Origin of the sequence: Rhodopseudomonas sp. BR0M22 (assembly GCF_010907035.1) — a bacterium.
Lineage (GTDB): Bacteria > Pseudomonadota > Alphaproteobacteria > Rhizobiales > Xanthobacteraceae > Rhodopseudomonas.
In genome coordinates this window covers 62,062-78,338 of sequence record NZ_QUMK01000019.1, presented here as the reverse complement: position 1 = coordinate 78,338, position 16,277 = coordinate 62,062, and the positions used below count along the sequence as shown (strand labels likewise).

At 65.8% G+C, this 16,277-nt stretch carries 12 protein-coding genes; 4 read left to right on the top strand and 8 right to left on the bottom strand.

The window, feature by feature from the left end; genetic code table 11:
• Positions 1-48 precede the first annotated feature (48 nt).
• The gene (locus DY468_RS08550) at positions 49-600 is read right to left on the bottom strand and encodes a LemA family protein (protein WP_164604239.1); all 552 of its coding nucleotides are present in this window, start codon (positions 598-600) and stop codon (positions 49-51) included.
• Between the two features lie 297 nt (positions 601-897).
• Between DY468_RS08550 and DY468_RS08545 the strand changes: the two genes are divergently transcribed.
• Positions 898-4,125: an autotransporter family protein gene (locus DY468_RS08545; protein ID WP_164604236.1), complete on the top strand. Its 3,228-nt coding sequence runs from the start codon at positions 898-900 to the stop codon at positions 4,123-4,125.
• Here the strand turns inward: DY468_RS08545 and DY468_RS08540 are convergent, their stop codons facing one another.
• The 7 genes from DY468_RS08540 to DY468_RS08510 form a co-directional block, all read right to left on the bottom strand.
• Positions 4,126-5,106 carry a small ribosomal subunit Rsm22 family protein gene (locus DY468_RS08540; protein ID WP_164604234.1) on the bottom strand — a complete coding sequence of 327 codons (981 nt, stop codon included), beginning with the start codon at positions 5,104-5,106 and terminating at the stop codon, positions 4,126-4,128.
• A 179-nt stretch (positions 5,107-5,285) separates the two neighbouring features.
• Entirely contained in the window at positions 5,286-8,750 is a 3,465-nt protein-coding gene (gene smc / locus DY468_RS08535; protein ID WP_164604232.1) for a chromosome segregation protein SMC, read from the bottom strand.
• A 305-nt stretch (positions 8,751-9,055) separates the two neighbouring features.
• Positions 9,056-9,232 carry a helix-turn-helix domain-containing protein gene (locus tag DY468_RS08530; protein WP_164604230.1) on the bottom strand — a complete coding sequence of 59 codons (177 nt, stop codon included), beginning with the start codon at positions 9,230-9,232 and terminating at the stop codon, positions 9,056-9,058.
• Positions 9,233-11,034: 1,802 nt separating this feature from the next.
• Positions 11,035-11,250, bottom strand: coding sequence for a hypothetical protein (locus DY468_RS08525; protein WP_107356999.1), 216 nt, complete (start codon positions 11,248-11,250; stop codon positions 11,035-11,037).
• Positions 11,247-11,480 carry a hypothetical protein gene (locus DY468_RS08520; protein ID WP_012497673.1) on the bottom strand — a complete coding sequence of 78 codons (234 nt, stop codon included), beginning with the start codon at positions 11,478-11,480 and terminating at the stop codon, positions 11,247-11,249. Before DY468_RS08520 ends, DY468_RS08525 begins: the two co-directional genes overlap by 4 nt.
• A 296-nt stretch (positions 11,481-11,776) precedes the next feature.
• Entirely contained in the window at positions 11,777-12,451 is a 675-nt protein-coding gene (locus DY468_RS08515; RefSeq protein WP_164604227.1) for a DsbA family protein, read from the bottom strand.
• A gap of 142 nt (positions 12,452-12,593) precedes the next feature.
• Positions 12,594-13,073: a DUF721 domain-containing protein gene (locus tag DY468_RS08510; RefSeq protein ID WP_164604225.1), complete on the bottom strand. Its 480-nt coding sequence runs from the start codon at positions 13,071-13,073 to the stop codon at positions 12,594-12,596.
• A gap of 28 nt (positions 13,074-13,101) precedes the next feature.
• Between DY468_RS08510 and mutY the strand changes: the two genes are divergently transcribed.
• The 3 genes from mutY (at position 13,102) to DY468_RS08495 (ending at position 16,216) form a co-directional block, all read left to right on the top strand.
• Complete coding sequence (gene mutY / locus DY468_RS08505; protein ID WP_205512134.1) at positions 13,102-14,229, top strand: A/G-specific adenine glycosylase; 1,128 nt, start codon at positions 13,102-13,104, stop codon at positions 14,227-14,229.
• 168 nt (positions 14,230-14,397) lie between these two features.
• On the top strand, positions 14,398-14,931 hold the full coding sequence (locus tag DY468_RS08500) for a PAS domain-containing protein (protein WP_164604223.1): 534 nt from the start codon (positions 14,398-14,400) through the stop codon (positions 14,929-14,931).
• Positions 14,894-16,216: a methyl-accepting chemotaxis protein gene (locus DY468_RS08495; RefSeq protein WP_164604221.1), complete on the top strand. Its 1,323-nt coding sequence runs from the start codon at positions 14,894-14,896 to the stop codon at positions 16,214-16,216. Before DY468_RS08500 ends, DY468_RS08495 begins: the two co-directional genes overlap by 38 nt.
• Positions 16,217-16,277 lie beyond the last annotated feature (61 nt).

The window sequence follows — 16,277 nt, the reverse complement described above, 5'->3', positions numbered from 1 at the left end:
ACCCCCGACCCCTCCCCGCAAGGGGGAGGGGAGCGAGAGGCGTTCGAACTAGAACTTCACCTGCGGCACCTGCTCGACCTGGGTGCGGGTTTCGCCGAGGTCGAAGTAGTCCTTGTGGGTGAAGCCGAGCGGGGCGGCGAACAGCGCGGCGGGCATCTGCTGGATGCCGGTGTTGTACTCCTGCACGGCATTGTTGAAGAACCGGCGGCTCGCCGCGATCTTGTTCTCGATGTCGCTGAGTTCGCCCTGCAGCTGCTGGAAATTGGCGTTGGCCTTGAGGTCCGGATACGCCTCGCCGAGCGCGATCAGCCGGCCGAGCGAGGCGGTGAGCGCGTTTTCGGCTGCGGCCATCTGGCCCGGGCCCTGCGCCGAGATCGCGGCGTTGCGTGCCTTGACGACGTCTTCCAGCGTCGAGCGCTCGTGCGTGGCGTAACCCTTCACGGTCTCGACCAGGTTCGGCGCCAGGTCGTGCCGCTGCTTGAGCTGCACGTCGATATCGGCGAACGCCTGCCCGACGCGCTGCCGCAGCGCCACCAGGCGGTTGTAGGTCACGAGCGCATACAGTGCGACCGCGACGACGATGCCGAGAAAAATCCACATATTGGCGGCTCCCATCCAACCAAGATTTGCGCCGCGCGCCGATCTGCGCGCATGCGTCTGAAGCTGCGCACCCCGCGCGGCTTCGATTGGTCGCCGCTTCAGCTTGAAGTGTTCAATCGGCTCGGCGTTGTGCGCGTGTCGACGTGTGCCGGCATCAACTACAACTCATGATCCATGTTTTCGTTGCAGATGAGCATCAGTGCAACGCACAGCATGCTGCCGGCCGGCGAGTCGTCCAAACGTCATCCCGCTGTCAATTGCCGAACCTAGGAGTGCCCCAAATTTGGGGGTGGGGTGATGTTGAAGTGGCGTGCCGGCGCGAGCTGGATGGTTTTTGCGTGTCTCGGCGTACTCTCTGTTTCGCTGCCGGCTGGCGCCGCCTCGTTCGACGTCTCCTCCGGAGCCACCGACACCACCGCCAAGACCGTCACCGGCACCGACACCGGCACTGTCGAGTCCGGCGGCACGCTGAACGTCAGCGGCACCGCCATCACCTTCACCGGTCCGGCGGCCGGCGTGGTCATCAACAACTCCGGCACGATCTCCTCTAGCAATCGCGGCATCGATACCTCGGGTGCCAATCCGCCGCGCAGCCTGACGCTGAACAATTTCGCCGGTGCGCTGATCTCGACCGTGGACGACGCGTTCCGGCTCAACACCGCGATCGGCAACGGCACGGTGGTGATCAATAACTCGGGCACCATCGTCTCCAACACCGGCCAGGTGTTCGACTTCGCCAGCAACAGCTCGGCGACCGGTACGGTGCAGATCAACAACAATGCCGGCGGCATCATTCGCGCGCTCGGCAACGATGCGATCCGGCCGGGCTCCGGCAGCACCACCATCACCAATGCCGGGCTGATCGATGCGACCACCACGGCCAATCGTGCAATCAATCTGAATATCAGCAACCTCGGCACCGTCACCGCATTCACGGTGATCAACACCTCGACCGGCACGATCCAGTCGCAGGACGACGCGATCCGCGTCACCGCCAGCACGCTGGCGACCACCGGCAGTTTCACGGTCGACAATGCCGGCACCATCACGTCGACCGGCACCGGCCAGGCGATCGATTTCAACGATCTCACCTCCGGCACCATCCAGATCATCAACCGCGCCACCGGCGTGATCCGCTCGACCTCGGCCGACGCGGTGCGGCCCGGCGAGGGCGCCACTGTCACCAATTACGGCCTGATCTATTCGGACGGTGCGGTCGGCAGCAGCAACGACGGCATCGACTTCCAGAGCCATTCGGGCACGGTGATCAACAAATCCGGCGGCACCATCTCGGGCTTCCGCCACGGCATCACCACCGACGCCAATGTCACCGTCACCAACGAGGCCGGCGCCACCATCATCGGCCGCAACGGCTCCGGCGTCGGCTCCGACGGCACCGGCACGGTCATCAACTACGGCCGCATCACCGGCGCCTATAACGGCGGCGGCACGGGCGACGGCGACGGCGTCGACGTCGATTTCGCCGCCACCGTCACCAATTACGGCATCATCGAAGGCACCGGTGCGGGCGGTTACGATTCCGGCGGCCGGCTCAACAACAGCGAAGGCCTCTCGATCGGCGGCGGCACCATCACCAACTTCGGCACCATCTCGGGCGCGTCCTACGGCATCGTCGTCAACAACGATTCCAACCCCGACGGCAGCCGCAGCGGCGTCGCGGCAACTACAATCACAAACAACGCCGGCGCCACCATCATCGGCCAGAACGGCTTCGCGATCCGGCTGGAGAACAAGACCGGCACCGCCGCCGACAACGACACCATCGTCAATGCCGGCACCATCATCGGCAACGGCGCGATCCCCGATCCGAACGCCGTGGTGCTGCTGCAGAACGGCACGCTCGACACCGGCTCGGTCGGCACCCTCGACGGCGTCACTTACACCGGCACCGGCTCGGCGCGCTTCATCCGCGGCGACGGCTCGGCGATCCAGATGGGCGAGGGCAACGACTTTCTCACCAACTCCGGCACCATCATCGGCAACAATGGCCGTGCCGTGAACATGGAAGGCGGCAACGACACCGTCAACATTCTGCCGGGCTCGCGGATCGTCGGTCTGGTCAATGGCGGCGCCGGCACCGATACGCTGAACTACTACAAGGTCGGCCTGTCCGACGCCAAGCGGGCGCAGCTCACGGCTGGCCAGACCGTGAATATCGGCGGCACGCTGTACACCTCGTTCGAGGTGGCCAACGCCTTCGCGCCGTCGTTCTCGGCCTTCGCCAGCCCGTCGAACCCCGGCAGCGCCGGCCCGGCCTGGCTGTTCGACAACCTCTCCAACAGCGTCGCGGCGAGCGCCGATGCGCAGACCATGATCGACCGCGTGGCGAGCGCGGCCGATGTCGGCGCGGCGCTGGCGCAGCTTTCGCCGGCTTCGTATCAGGCGCTCGGCCGGATGACGCTGGCCTCGGTGTCGCAGACCGGCACGCTGATCGATCAGCGGATGATGCAGACCAGGTTCGGCGGCGGCAGCGATCTCGGCGGCGCCGGCACGGCGCTGGCGATGGCCGATGCCGGCCTGTTCGGCACCTCCGGCTCGCCGATGGAGCGGACGCTGGCCTCGCTCGGCGCCTGGAACATGCGCGATGCGCTCACCGCCTCCGGCTGGGGTGCCAATGCGGATGCGCTGGCCTATGCGCCGATCACCAAGGCGCCGCCGCTGCGCGCGGCGCTCGATCCGGGCTTCGGCGTGTTCGTCGGCTCCAGCCTCAGCAGTTCGCGCGAAGGCGCGCGTCCCGACGTGAACGCGACCCGCTCGACCACCGCCAGCGTCGTCGCCGGCGCCGACTGGCGCGTCTCCGACCGCTGGGTGGTCGGCGCGTTCGGCGGCTATGCACTGACCAGCGGCGATCTGGATTCGCTCGGCAGCACCACCAAGATCACCAGCCGCAGCATCGGCGGCTATGGCAGCTACCGGGCGCCGGCGTGGTACGCCAACCTCCTCGGCTTCTATGGCTGGGACGGCTACGACAACCGCCGCGTCGCGCTCGGCAACGCCAACAGCTCACGGTTCGACGGCAATCATTACACGGTGCGCGGCGCGATCGGCACCGACCTGCGGATGTTCGGCGGCTTCGTGGTCACACCGGAACTGAGCCTGCAGTACACCCGCGTCGCCACCGATGCGTTCACCGAAACCGGCAGCATCAGCGCGCTGAGCGTTGCGGCCGACCGTGCCGAGTCGCTGCGGTCCGGCGCCAGCCTGCGGATCGCGCACGATCTGCAGACCAGCAACGGCGTGCTGACGCCGGAACTGCGGCTGGCCTGGCTGCACGAATTCCGCGACGGCGTGCGCGGCATCGACGCCAACTTTGTCGAGCCGACGCTGCCGGGCGTGTTCACCACCTTCACCGGCCAGGGCATCCGCGACCGCGGCGTGTTCGGCACCGGCGTCACAGGCCGGCTCGGGCAGGCGACGTTGGTATCGATCGGCTACGATGCGATCGTCGGCAGCAGCGACTCCGTCACCCACCTCGTCACCGGCAAGGTCAAGGTCGCGTTCTGATCAGTCGGCCTGGGCTTCGATCGTGTCGCCCCAGTCCAGCCGCCGAAACCTTGCATAGGCCGGCTTGTCGCGGCGGGCGGCGACGGCGAGCTCGAGCTTGCCGGCCGGCGTGCAGAGTTTGGCGGTGATCGCCGCCTTGGTCTGCTCGGGCTGCGCCAGCACCCGCGCCGGCCGCTCCGGCAATGCGGCCCGCGTCAGCGCCACGTAGCTGAACTTCTCGTCTTCGAACGGGACGTCGGCGGCCTTGAGCTGCAGATGCAGCTTCGAGCGCGGCAGCCGCTGCACGAAGTGGCACCAGTCCGGCGCGGCCACCGGGCAGGCGGCCTCATGCGGGCACGGCGCGATCACGCGGGCGCCTTGGGCGATCAGCTGGTCGCGCAGGTCGAGGATGCGCTGGTAGCCCGCCGGCGTGCCGGGCTCGACCACCAGCAGCGTATCGGTGGTCTTGCGCCACAGCGCGTCGGCAAATGTTGCGCGCCCCGCGTCGCTGAGTTCGTTGATGACGTAGCTGGCGATCACCAGCGCCGCCTCCGGCGTATCGGCCAGCGCCTTGCCGGCGTCGCCGAGCCGGTAGTCGATCGCGGGCAAACGCGTCGCTTCGGCAAGGTGCAGCGCCAGCTTGCGCAGCGCCGGATTGGCGTCGAGCAGGGTGAAGGATTGCAGCGTCTCGAATGCTTGAGCCGCGGCCCAGCTCGCGGTGCCGGGGCCGGCACCGACGTCGAGCAGCGTCGTCGGCGCGAAACCGGGTCGGATCGCAGCCATCGCGTTGAGACAGGCGATCACCGCCGCGTAGGTCGCCGGCATCCGCGCGCCCGCATAGGCCAGCGCGTCGGCCTCGCTGGTGATCGGCGCCGAGGTGCCGCCGCCGCGATAGGTCAGCGAAATCCGCTCCGCCCGCGCCGCCGCGTCGCCGCGCGCGAGGCCGTGCAGCTTCTGCTCCAGCGCGGCTTTGAGGTCTGCGGGGAGGGATGGGGGGATCATGGGCGCAGTCATACGCTTCCACACCCACAGTGTCATGCGCGGGCTTGCCCCACGCATCCATCGCGCGAAGCGCGGGGGCAACTACATCTTGCGAACAGGATAGATCGCCGGGTCAAGCCCGGCGATGACGGATCCGTTGATCCTTTTGCGCCGCGTCACTGCCTTGGCGCGAGCGCTACTCACGCCACGTTCTGATCCAGAATATCCACCGCGCCCTGGAGGTCGACGGAGACCAGCTGGGAGACGCCGCGTTCGGCCATGGTGACGCCAAACAGGCGGTTCATGCGGGCCATGGTGATCGGGTTGTGGGTGATGGTGATGAACCGCGTTTCCGTGGTCTTCGCCATGTCGGTGAGCAGGTCGCAGAACCGTTCGACGTTGTGGTCGTCGAGCGGCGCGTCGACTTCGTCCAGCACGCAGATCGGCGACGGGTTGGTCAAGAACACCGCGAAGATCAGCGCCATCGCGGTCAGCGCCTGCTCGCCGCCCGAGAGCAGCGACAGCGACTGCGGCTTCTTGCCCGGCGGCTTGGCGATGATGTCGAGACCGGCTTCGAGCGGATCGTCGCTTTCGATCAGCTTCAGCTCGGCTTCGCCGCCGCCGAACAGCGTGGTGAACAGCCGCTTGAAGTGACCGTTGACGACGTCGAACGAGGCGAGCAGCCGCTCGCGGGCTTCCTTGTTCAGGCTCTGGATGCCGGTGCGCAGCTTCTTGATCGCCTCGACCAGATCGTCACGCTCGGCCGCCAGCGTGCCGTGCTGGGTCTCGACCTCGTTGAGTTCTTCCTCGGCGCGCAGGTTGACGGCGCCGAGCCGCTCACGGTCGCGGCGCAGCTTGTCCAGGCTCTCTTCGATCTCGGCGAGCGGGGGTAGTTCGGTGCCCTCGACGATTTCGGCGAGCTGAGCGGCAGCCTGCGGCTCGACCTCGAGCATATCGCGGATTTCGCGCTCGACGTCTTCGAGCCGGCGGCGGGCCGCTTCCATCCGCTCCTCGGCGCGGGCGCAGGCTTCGCGGGCGCTGGAGAGCTGTTCGAGCGAGGTCTTCGCCAGGCGGTCGGTCTCGCTCATTGCCTGCTCGGCGGCGGCCAGCGCATCGGCGGCGGCGCGGCGATCGGCCTCGGCGAATTCGATTTCGGTGATCACCGCGCTGCGCTTCTCGGCGAACACTTCCGGCGCGTTGTCGAGCTCGGCGCGCTCGGCGGTGAGTTCGGCGACACGCTCTTCGACGGTGGCGATCTGCGACGCCGCGCCGGCCTTGCGCTTCTGCCAGTCCATCCGCTCGGCGGCGATCGCCTGCAGCCGCTTGTCGGCGAGCTCGGCTTCGCGCGCCAGCGCCTGGGCTTCGGCGCGGATCTGCGCGGCGATGCGGCGGCGGCCGTCGATGTCGCCGCGCACCGCGGCGAGGCGGGCTTCGGCCTCGGTGTTCGGCTCCAGCTCGGCGATCTGCGCTTCGGCGTTCTCCAGCGCGGCTTCGGCTTCGGCGCGGTCGGTGGCGAGGCGCGACTGCGCTTCGGCCAGCGCCGACTTGCGCGCGGCGTGGCGGTTGACCTCGCGCTCGGCAGCGGAGAAGCGCTCGCGCGCGGCGTCGACTTCGCGACGGGCGCCGCGCAGGCTCTCGCGCGAGGCGGTCTCGGCGGCGGCCGCCATCTTCAGATCGGCTTCGGCGCTCTCCAGCGCCTGGCGCTTGGCGGCGGCGTCGATCCGGGCCTGTTCGAGTTCGTTCTCGATGTCGGTCAGGCGGGCGCGTTCGGCGAGACGGCGGGCGGCGCCGGTCGGTGCATGGGCCGAGGCGACGAAGCCGTCCCAGCGCCAGACGTCGCCGTCGAGCGATACCAGCCGCTGGCCGGTCTTGAGCTGTTCGCACAGCTCATTGCCGCGCTCCTTGGTGACGACGCCGATCTGGGCGAGGCGGCGCGCCAGCTCCGGCGGCGCGGTGACGTGCTGGGCCAGCGCTTCGACGCCTTCCGGCAGCGCAGGATCTTCCGGCTGGACGCCGACATCGGTCCAGCGCATCGGCGCCGACGGATCGACCGGGGCGTCGAGATCGTCGCCGAGCACGGCGCCGATGGCTTTCTCATAGCCCTTGGCGACGGTGATGCCGTCGATGATCGGCGGCCACAGATTCTTGGTCTCGCCGTTGAGGATCTTGCTGATCGTCTTGGCTTCGGTCTCGAGCCGCTGCACCTTCTTATCAGCTTCGACCAGCGGCGCCCGCGAGCCGTCCAGCGTCTGCCGGGCGGCGATCTGTGCGGCTTCGGCGGCCTGCACCGCGGCTTCCTGCTCGGCCAGCAGCTCCTGGGCGATCTCGACCGCTTCGGCGAGTTCGGTGAGGTCGCCGGCGCCGGAGGTCTCGGCGGAGAGTCGGTCGATCTCGCTCTCGACGTTCTTGATCTCGGTGTCGAGCCGCGCCAGCCTGTCGCGATGGGTGCGGACGCTCTGCTCGAACTGGTTGCGCCGCGCGGTGAGCTCGGCGAGCTGGGTGGTGAGTTCGGCGAACAGCTGCTCGGCTTCGCTCAGCGAGGCATCGGCCTCGGCGACGCGCTCGTCGACGCCGCTGCGCTTCTCGACCCGCTCCAGGATCTCCTCGCGCAGCTCGACGTCTTCGGTGTCGAGCCGTTCCAGCGCGGCGTCGGCATCGATCGCCAGCCGCTGCTCGCGTTCGACGTCGGAAGAAAACTGCGCCAGCCGCCGCTCCAGTTCGACCACGCGCTCCTTGGCGCGGACCTCTTCGCGGTCGAGCTGTTCGCGGGCGTTGATCAGCCGCTGCAGGCCGGCGGCGGCGCGGGCTTCGGCCTCGCGCAGGCTCGGCAAAATCGAGGCGCGGTCGGCCTGGATGCGCGAGGCTTCGGCCTGCACGCGGGTGCATTCGGCGAGCTGGCGCACGCCAAGATCGTGCACCTCGGCGGCGGCGCCGACCTCGGCCTGCGCGTCGCGCCAGCGCATATGATACAGCATCGCCTCGGTCTTGCGGACCTTGGCTGCGACTTCGCGGAACCGGATCGCCTGGCGCGCCTGCTTCTTCAGGCCGTCGACCTGGGTCGACAGCTGGCCGATCACGTCCTCGACGCGGGTCAGGTTGGTTTCGGCCGCTTTCAGCCGCAGCTCGGCTTCGTGGCGGCGGGCATGCAGGCCGGCAACGCCGGCGGCGTCTTCCAGCACGCGGCGGCGCTGCTCGGGCTTCGCCTGGATGATTTCACCGATCTTGCCCTGGTGGACCAGCGCCGGCGACCGGGCGCCGGTGGCGGCGTCGGCGAATAGCAGCTGCACGTCGCGGGCGCGGACTTCGCGGCCGTTGATGCGATACACCGAGCCCGCCTCGCGCTCGATCCGGCGCGAGATGTCCAGGGTGTCGGAATCGTTCAGCGCCGCCGGCGCGGTGCGATCGGAGTTGTCGATCGACATCACCACTTCGGCATGGTTGCGCGCCGGTCGGTTGCCCGAGCCGGCGAAGATCACCGCGTCCATGTCGGTTGCGCGCAGCGATTTGTGCGAGGTTTCGCCCATCGCCCAGCGCAGCGCTTCCACCAGATTCGATTTCCCGCAGCCGTTCGGCCCGACCACGCCGGTCAGACCCGGCTCGATCATGAAGTCGGTGGGCTCGACGAACGACTTGAAGCCGTGGAGGCGGAGACGCGTGAGTTTCATCTGGTCCGATGCTCTATGGGCCGCAGGTTCCCGCGGCTGTAGCGAATCTCTCAAGCAGGACAATACCATAGGTTGTCCCGCCCGGTCGCAACTCGCTCGCAGCCATTGGCGGCGTTAGCCGGCGACAATGGCGGCCGATTAAGGCATGAGCAACCACGCCAGCGGGCTTTTCCACGGCGGGATTCGCAGGAAATGCGCGATAAATCTGGGGATTTCGTTTGGCTATCCAGTTGGGGCGCCGGATAGGGTGAGTGGGGCGGGCAATACTTTCTTGCCCGCCCCTTAAGTAATAGGGCGTTATCAGGTTACGCGGCCGATACCGCAGGCGCCACTTCCGGAAATGCTCTACCGAATTTGATGTCGGCGATGCGTCCTTGGTTGAGGCGATAATCCGCAGCGATTTCCGAGTATTTGTCGCCGCGGTTCAGTCGGGCTTTGATCTCGGCGACCTGCTCCGTGGTCAATTCGCGCAAAGTGGTCATTCGATCACCGTCCACTTTTGTGTTTGGTTGGGTCTACCAATTTGTAGGCCATTCCGGGCTTCGGTGTCGGAGGCAGTGGCGCGCCTCTCACGACCGTTCGCTCCTCTCCCGTCAGTCCTCCGCGAGGGCCTGTCTGCTCGTATTGGCCGGAGACCGGAGCGTGCTCTCCGGGTTTGAATATCTTACTCATGAGGTGTCCTCATCGGCGTTGATGGAACTACCTTTTCGCGCTAGAGGATCGATTGCGAAGCGATGCTTAGCGGTCGCGGTGCTTCTCACGAGGCGCCGTACCCCCGCAAAAGCACCAAGACAGAAAAGGCGGCCCAGGCTTCTGGGTCGCCTTTTTTATACACATCGAGTCCAATTGATTGCAATAGGGCGCACACGCACCCGCGTAGATAATAGCGACATCAAAGAAAAACGCAACCATCAACCGTTGCGTAAATTCAACAATCCCTGTAGCAACAATCAATAATATTGATTGTTGCTACAGGGATTGTTGCTGTCTGTCAAGAGGGCAATAAGACGCGAATATTAAGGCAATTATCGACGATGTTCTCTCTCGAAAAAGGTGCTATGTGTTGCAAAAAAGAGGTTTGCAACATGATTTCTGCGGGAACTGGCTCGCCTTTGGAGGCCGAACTATTGAAGCAGCTCGAAGGAGTTCACCTTCGTATAAACGAGCTAATTGCAGAAAAAGAAACGTTAGAGCGTTTATTGCTCTCTGTTCGGAGAAATAATCCAGCCATTTCGAAAGTGGATGTGACCAGAAAAAATAGTATAAAGCGTGTCCTAATCGAAAGTATTGTTGTCGATGAGTTGTCAAAATCTCATAAGATAATCAAATCTCACGATCTTTACGTCATTCTTAGAAAGATTGACCCGAGTTTAAAGTCTAGTACGTTTCGATCCGCGCTCCATCGAATGAAGGCAAGCGGGAAGATCGAAAGCCCTAGCGACGGAAAATGGTGTCTCGCGACTGCAACGGGCGCTCAACGAACAAGTGTTGCGAGCTAAGCTCAGGCTTAGCTGCAAATGACCTTTTCAAATCAACACTACCTTCGATCGAAACCGACAGTCGGTGGGGGCGTTGAGAGAGTCGTCCGAAAATGAGTGCTGCCAAGCAGCTATTCCTCTGGTGTGCGGCGAAAGCCGCCGCGGGGCGTGTCTAGCTTCCAACGAATACTGACAATACTCATATAAGGACTATAGTCCGCATTTTCCTGTCCGTGATGGGCGCTTCTCGAGGGCGCTTGGAAGCGGGACCGATCATCGGCCGGGAGACCGGCCGGTGAGGGGGGGCGAGGCTGCATGGTCCAGCGGCGCCGACCTTGACGCGGCGTCCTGCGCGAGGTGGTTCGCACCCACTTCTTCAGGGAGGCAGAAGGTCAGCGCAGACAAGTTTACGAAGTTTGCGCAAAGCGAACTGCTATGCCGCCGCTACTACGCGCGGCTGCCCGGTGACTGGCTGGACGGGACGGAACGAGGCGGGAGAAATCCCCTTACTCCCTGCGCCCGGAAGAACGGTCCCGATGCCAAACGACCGCCGCTGGTGGGCGCGCCGTGACGGCGCCTTCGCGATGGTTCGCAAGCCATCGCGATCCAACCCCAATTTGCGCCAAGCGGCGCGCCCCCGCCCCTCGTCGTGACGACGATGGGCGCAAAGCTCGGGCTTATTGGGGCCGCGAGAACGGATGAGCGTGGCTATTTGACATCCAGACAACCAACGTGACGTCGAGGTGCTGTCGCGAAGCAAGGCTTCGAACATGGGCCGCGAAGCAGATATCGGGCTTGTTTCGGTTCTATTCCCTGCGTCCCGAATACGTCACCCGGATTGCCGTGAACAGCTTGTCGCGAGCGCCGAACTTGCCCGATTGGAGGGGCGCCTTGGCGGCTTTCGCTTCGGCCTCCGACGCTTGCAACGCGGCGCCAGCTTGCCGGTTGCTGTGCCAGACCACACCGGCTGCCATCAGGGTGACGATGACCGGAACGGTAAGTAGAAAGAGGATATCGTTCATTGAATCCTCCGCAGGGCGCTTCGCCCCAGCAAATGTAGGACGATACCCAAAACAGCACAACCAAGGCCCGCACCCAAGAAGGCCTCCTTCGTCAGCATCGGCCGGTCTGTCAGCATCGACAGGCCCGGCGCGATGATCCCGGCGATAATGAAGCCGACCCCAATATTGTTCACGAAGGTCGCGGCCAGCTTGATCTGCTCATTGGCGGCGTTCTGAGTCAGCTTTGCCATGGATGCCACTTACTCCCCGGGGGAGGAGGCGATGAGCCTCAGCAATCGATAGCGCAGCGTTCATTATTTGCGTGAAAATTGCAAGAATGAGGCTCCGGCCTTTGGTATGCCTCATCGCCCGGATTGTCCGGGCGACCCAGTAGGCCTGAGCGCTGTTGTACCGCTCGATGCCAGCCGCGACCGCTCTGGGATACTGGATCCCCGCTTGCGCGGGGATGACGATGGATCAGGTGCGGTTGACCTCAGAGCGGCGGCTCGACGACGCGAGTGGACCGCTTTGTTATCAGCGCCCAGCCTCAGCTCTTCTTCGCCAGCAGGGCGTCGATGCGCTTGGAGAATTCTTCGAACGAGTTCTCGCCGCGCAGCATCTCGCCGTTGATGAAGAAGGTCGGGGTGGCGTTCACCTTCAGCACTTCGTTGGCGTATTTCTGGTCGGCGGCGATCTTGTCGAGCAGCTTCTGATCCTTCAGGCAGGCTTCGACCTCTTCGCCCGACAGGCCGGCCTGCTTGCCGATCCGCTTGAGCTGATCGGTGGTGTCCTTGAGCACCCACTCGGTCTGGCTCTTGAACAGCACGTCGGTGACCGCGAAGTACTTGGCAGAATCGTCCTTGGCGATGCAGCGCGACAGCATCGAGCCGGCTGCGGCCTTGATGTCGAGCGGGAATTCGCGGAACACGTAGCGGATCTTGCCGGTGTCGATGTAGGCCTTCTTGATCTGCGGAAACACCTGCTCGTTGAACGCGGCGCAGTGCGAGCAGGTCAGCGAGGCGTATTCGGTGACGGTGACGGCGGCGTCCTTCGGGCCGAGCGCCATGTCGGGCAGCGACATCGGCTTGGCGACATCGGCGGCCGTCGCCGCGTCCTTGCTCTGGGCGAAGGCCTGGTCGATCAGCCGGAACGGCGAGAGGCCGGCGACGGCGAAGACCCCGGTCAGCGACAGTGCGGCGGTGAAAGTGCGGCGCGTGATCATCGGCAAAACAGCTCCAGTTCGGCGGGTCACGCCGCGGACAACGACACGTCAGCGGCGTTTTGGCCGTCCGACCTTGGGATGTCGCTAGCTTGAAACGGCAATTGTGGCAATGCCGGGCCGGAACACGCCGAATCCGTGAGCGTCACTTCCGCTTGATCGTCGCACCGAGCCGCGCCAGCGCGTCGCGCAGCTCCTGGTCGGCGACCTCGTCGAGCGTCGCGGCGACACGGGCGACCGCCGCAGGATCGGGCGCGCGCGGCACGGTCTTGCGCGGCCGGCGCGACAACGGCGCCTGGCGCAGCGCGATCCGCCCGACCGCATTCCAGCCCAGGAAGCGGTTGACCCGCTCCAGGATCAGGTCGGAGGAATGCTGGATCTCCAGCGCCATCGGGCCTTCGACCCGCAGCACCAGCGTCGCCGGTTCCACCGGCTGGCCGTCGACCGGGCGCGGCCACTGCATCTTCAGCGGCTCGGAATGCGCAGCAATTTGATGCCCGGCGATCTCGGCCCAGCGCGTCACCAGTTCGCGCGCCGCAAAGCCCTGCTTGGCGAACGCTTCGGACAGCGTTGCGCCCAACAGGCCGGACAATGGCTTGGCGGAGATCGGGCCGGGCTTGCTCATGCAGGGACGCTTTGCGACGATACCGCTCATGAGTCTAGCAGGCGCGGCGCCGCGGCGGAAACAATCCCCGGTCATCACAGCAGAGCACGATACGGACGGCGACGCCGCGCGCGCCCGGCCGCAAGCGCTGCTGGCCTGGTACGATCGGCATCGCCGCAGCCTGCCGTGGCGGGCACCGCCGGGCACGAGTGCCGACCCTTACGCGGTGTGGCTGTCGGAGATCATGCTGCAGCAGACCACGGTGCGGGCGGTCGGATCGTATTTCGAGAAATTCATGGCGCGGTGGCCGAGCGTGACGGCGCTGGGCGAAGCCTCGCTCGACGACGTGCTGAAGATGTGGGCCGGGCTCGGCTACTACTCGCGCGCCCGCAACCTGCACGCCTGCGCGGTGGCGGTGACGCGCCAGCATGGCGGCCGCTTTCCGGATACGGAGGAGGGACTGCGGGCGCTGCCCGGCGTCGGGCCCTACACCGCTGCCGCCATCGCGGCGATCGCGTTCAGCCGGCGGACGATGCCGGTCGACGGCAATATCGAGCGGGTGGTGTCCCGGCTGTATGCGGTCGAGGATGAGCTGCCGAAAGCCAAGCCGCGCATCAAGGCGCTGGCCGAGACGCTGCTCGGGCCCTCGCGCGCCGGCGACAGCGCCCAGGCGCTGATGGATCTCGGCGCCACCATCTGCACGCCGAAGAAGCCGGCCTGCGCGCTGTGCCCGCTGATGCAGGGGTGCGCGGCGCGGGTGCGCGGCGATGCCGAGAGCTTTCCGCGCAAGGCGCCGAAGAAGACCGGGGCGCTGCGCCGCGGCGCCGCCTTCGTGGTGATCCGCGGCGACCAGGTGCTGGTTCGCAGCCGCCCCGCCAAAGGCCTGCTCGGCGGCATGACCGAGGTGCCGAATTCCGACTGGCTGCCCGATCAGGACGAGGCCGCCGCCCGGGCCCAGGCGCCCGCGGTGAAAGGCGTCACGCGCTGGCATCGCAAGGCCGGCGTGGTCAGCCATGTGTTCACGCACTTCCCGCTGGAGCTGACGGTGTACGTCGCACACGCCCAGTCAGGGACCAGGGCCCCCGCCGGCATGCGCTGGGCGCAGATCGCGACGCTCCCGGATGAGGCCTTGCCCAATTTGATGCGCAAGGTGATCGCCCACGGTCTCACCGAATAAGCGGCATCTAGTTACCAATCGCTCGTCGGACGAGGCGTAATGCCGGTATTATTATGATGCCAATGTCAATGTAGCGAACTTTAGACATTCACCTTTGGTGGAATAAACCTGTTCGCAACAGTTATGCGAATAACGAGCAGGCGCAAATGAGTTCCATCGAGGTCGTCTATGCGCCACGTCACGCCCAGCGGACGGGAGGCCTTCTTCCCAGCTTCTGAATTGATCGTTTCCAAGACCGACACCAAAGGCCGGCTGACCTACGCCAATCGGCTGTTCTGCGATCTTGCCGGCTATCGCGAAGCCGAGCTGATCGGCAAGCCGCACAACATCATCCGCCATCCCGAGATGCCGCGCGCAGTGTTCAAGCTGCTGTGGGACGCGGTGCAGCAGGGCCGCGAGATCTTCGCCTATGTGAAGAACATGACGCGGGTCGGCGACCACTACTGGGTGTTCGCCCATGTCACGCCGTCGTTCGACGGTGCGGGCCGGGTGGTCGGCTATCACTCCAATCGCCGCGCGCCGGACCGCAGCGTGCTCGAAGGCACGATCATCCCGCTCTACGCCGACATCCTTCGTACCGAGCGCAGCCATGCCAACGGCAAGGACGCGCTGTCGGCCGGCGGCCGTGCGCTGTCGGATTTCGTCGCTTCCCGGAAGGCCTCCTATGACGAACTTATGTTCTCTCTCCAAAGCGCGGCTTGACGTCGCCGGATTGATCGTCGCCGCGGGCGCGGCGATGCTGTGCGGCGTGTTCGACTACTACGTCGCCGCGATGGTGATCCAAGGCGTGGTGATGGCATTTGCCGGCATGGCGCTGTTCCGCATGTCCCAGACGCATCGGTTGCTCGGCGAGGCCGGCGCCGTTTGCCGTCGCGTTGCAGGCGGCGATTTCGAGGCGCGGATTCTCGGCATTCCCGACGACGGACGGACCGGCAAGCTGCTGTATGCGATCAACGACATGATCGACGATTGCGACGCGTTCGTCCGCGAAGCGACGGCGGCGATGACCGCGATGCATCACAACAAGTACTTCCGCCGCATCCTGCCGGGCGGTCTGCACGGCGCGCTGCTGCACGGCGCCGGCGCCATCAACACCGCCGCCGGCAACATCGAGAGCCGGATCAGGAGCTTCGAAGGCCGCACCGCGGAGCTGGAGGCGACCACGAGTGCGATCGTCACCGCGCTCGATCAGGGCTCGGCCGAGATGAAGACCACCGCCGGTACGCTGACGGTCGGCGCCTCGTCGGCGCGCGAACGGCTGGCGTCGGTCGCCGCGGCCTCCGAGCAGGCATCCGCCAACATGCAGTCGGTGGCGTCGGCCACCTCCGAGCTGACGTCGAGCGCCGGCGGCGTGCGAACCGAGATCGAGCGCTCCGCCGCGATCGTGGCGCGCGCGGTGAGCAGCGTCGGCGAGGCCAGCAACAACGTCGATGCGCTGCAGCAGGTCGCCAACAATATCGGCGAGATGGTCAGGGCGATCCAGGCGATCGCCAGCCAGACCAATCTGCTCGCACTCAATGCCACGATCGAGGCGGCGCGGGCCGGCGACGCCGGGCGCGGCTTCGCGGTGGTGGCGCACGAGGTCAAGGCACTGGCGTCGCAGACCGCGCAGTTCACCGATCAGATCGAGACTCAGGTCGGCCAGGTTCACGGCGCGGCCGGCGCGGTCAGTCACTCGATCGGCGAGATCGGCAGCGTGATCGCCGAAATCGACAGCATCACCCGCCAGGTCGCGGATGCGGCGGGCGCGCAGTCGCAATCGACTGCCGAGATCGCCCGCAACATCGACGAGGCGTTCGCGGTGGTGCGCGAAATCTCCGATACCATCCATGTGCTCGCCGGCAATGCCGCGGACAACGAGCGCGCGGCGGCCTCGACCATGACCACGTCGGCGGAGCTGTCGTCGCAGTCCGAACAGCTCACGGAGCAGATCAGCAGTTATCTCGGTCAGGTCCGCAAGGAGCTGGTGGAACAACGAGCGATCTGAGGGGTGTGGCGGGAACCTGTTTGGCGGGCGTCGCGAGTTCCATGAACCTGGCTTCGTGCAA

Excerpts from the sequence above, each read along its gene's own strand:
- DY468_RS08525 (WP_107356999.1), bottom strand. The coding sequence starts at position 11,250 with ATGAACGATATCCTCTTTCTACTTACCGTTCCGGTCATCGTCACCCTG.
- mutY (WP_205512134.1), top strand. The coding sequence starts at position 13,102 with ATGAGTCTAGCAGGCGCGGCGCCGCGGCGGAAACAATCCCCGGTCATC.
- smc (WP_164604232.1), bottom strand. The coding sequence starts at position 8,750 with ATGAAACTCACGCGTCTCCGCCTCCACGGCTTCAAGTCGTTCGTCGAG.
- DY468_RS08495 (WP_164604221.1), top strand. The coding sequence starts at position 14,894 with ATGACGAACTTATGTTCTCTCTCCAAAGCGCGGCTTGACGTCGCCGGA.
- DY468_RS08530 (WP_164604230.1), bottom strand. The coding sequence starts at position 9,232 with ATGACCACTTTGCGCGAATTGACCACGGAGCAGGTCGCCGAGATCAAA.
- DY468_RS08520 (WP_012497673.1), bottom strand. The coding sequence starts at position 11,480 with ATGGCAAAGCTGACTCAGAACGCCGCCAATGAGCAGATCAAGCTGGCC.
- DY468_RS08510 (WP_164604225.1), bottom strand. The coding sequence starts at position 13,073 with ATGAGCAAGCCCGGCCCGATCTCCGCCAAGCCATTGTCCGGCCTGTTG.
- DY468_RS08550 (WP_164604239.1), bottom strand. The coding sequence starts at position 600 with ATGTGGATTTTTCTCGGCATCGTCGTCGCGGTCGCACTGTATGCGCTC.
- DY468_RS08515 (WP_164604227.1), bottom strand. The coding sequence starts at position 12,451 with ATGATCACGCGCCGCACTTTCACCGCCGCACTGTCGCTGACCGGGGTC.
- DY468_RS08545 (WP_164604236.1), top strand. The coding sequence starts at position 898 with ATGTTGAAGTGGCGTGCCGGCGCGAGCTGGATGGTTTTTGCGTGTCTC.
- DY468_RS08540 (WP_164604234.1), bottom strand. The coding sequence starts at position 5,106 with ATGATCCCCCCATCCCTCCCCGCAGACCTCAAAGCCGCGCTGGAGCAG.
- DY468_RS08500 (WP_164604223.1), top strand. The coding sequence starts at position 14,398 with ATGCGCCACGTCACGCCCAGCGGACGGGAGGCCTTCTTCCCAGCTTCT.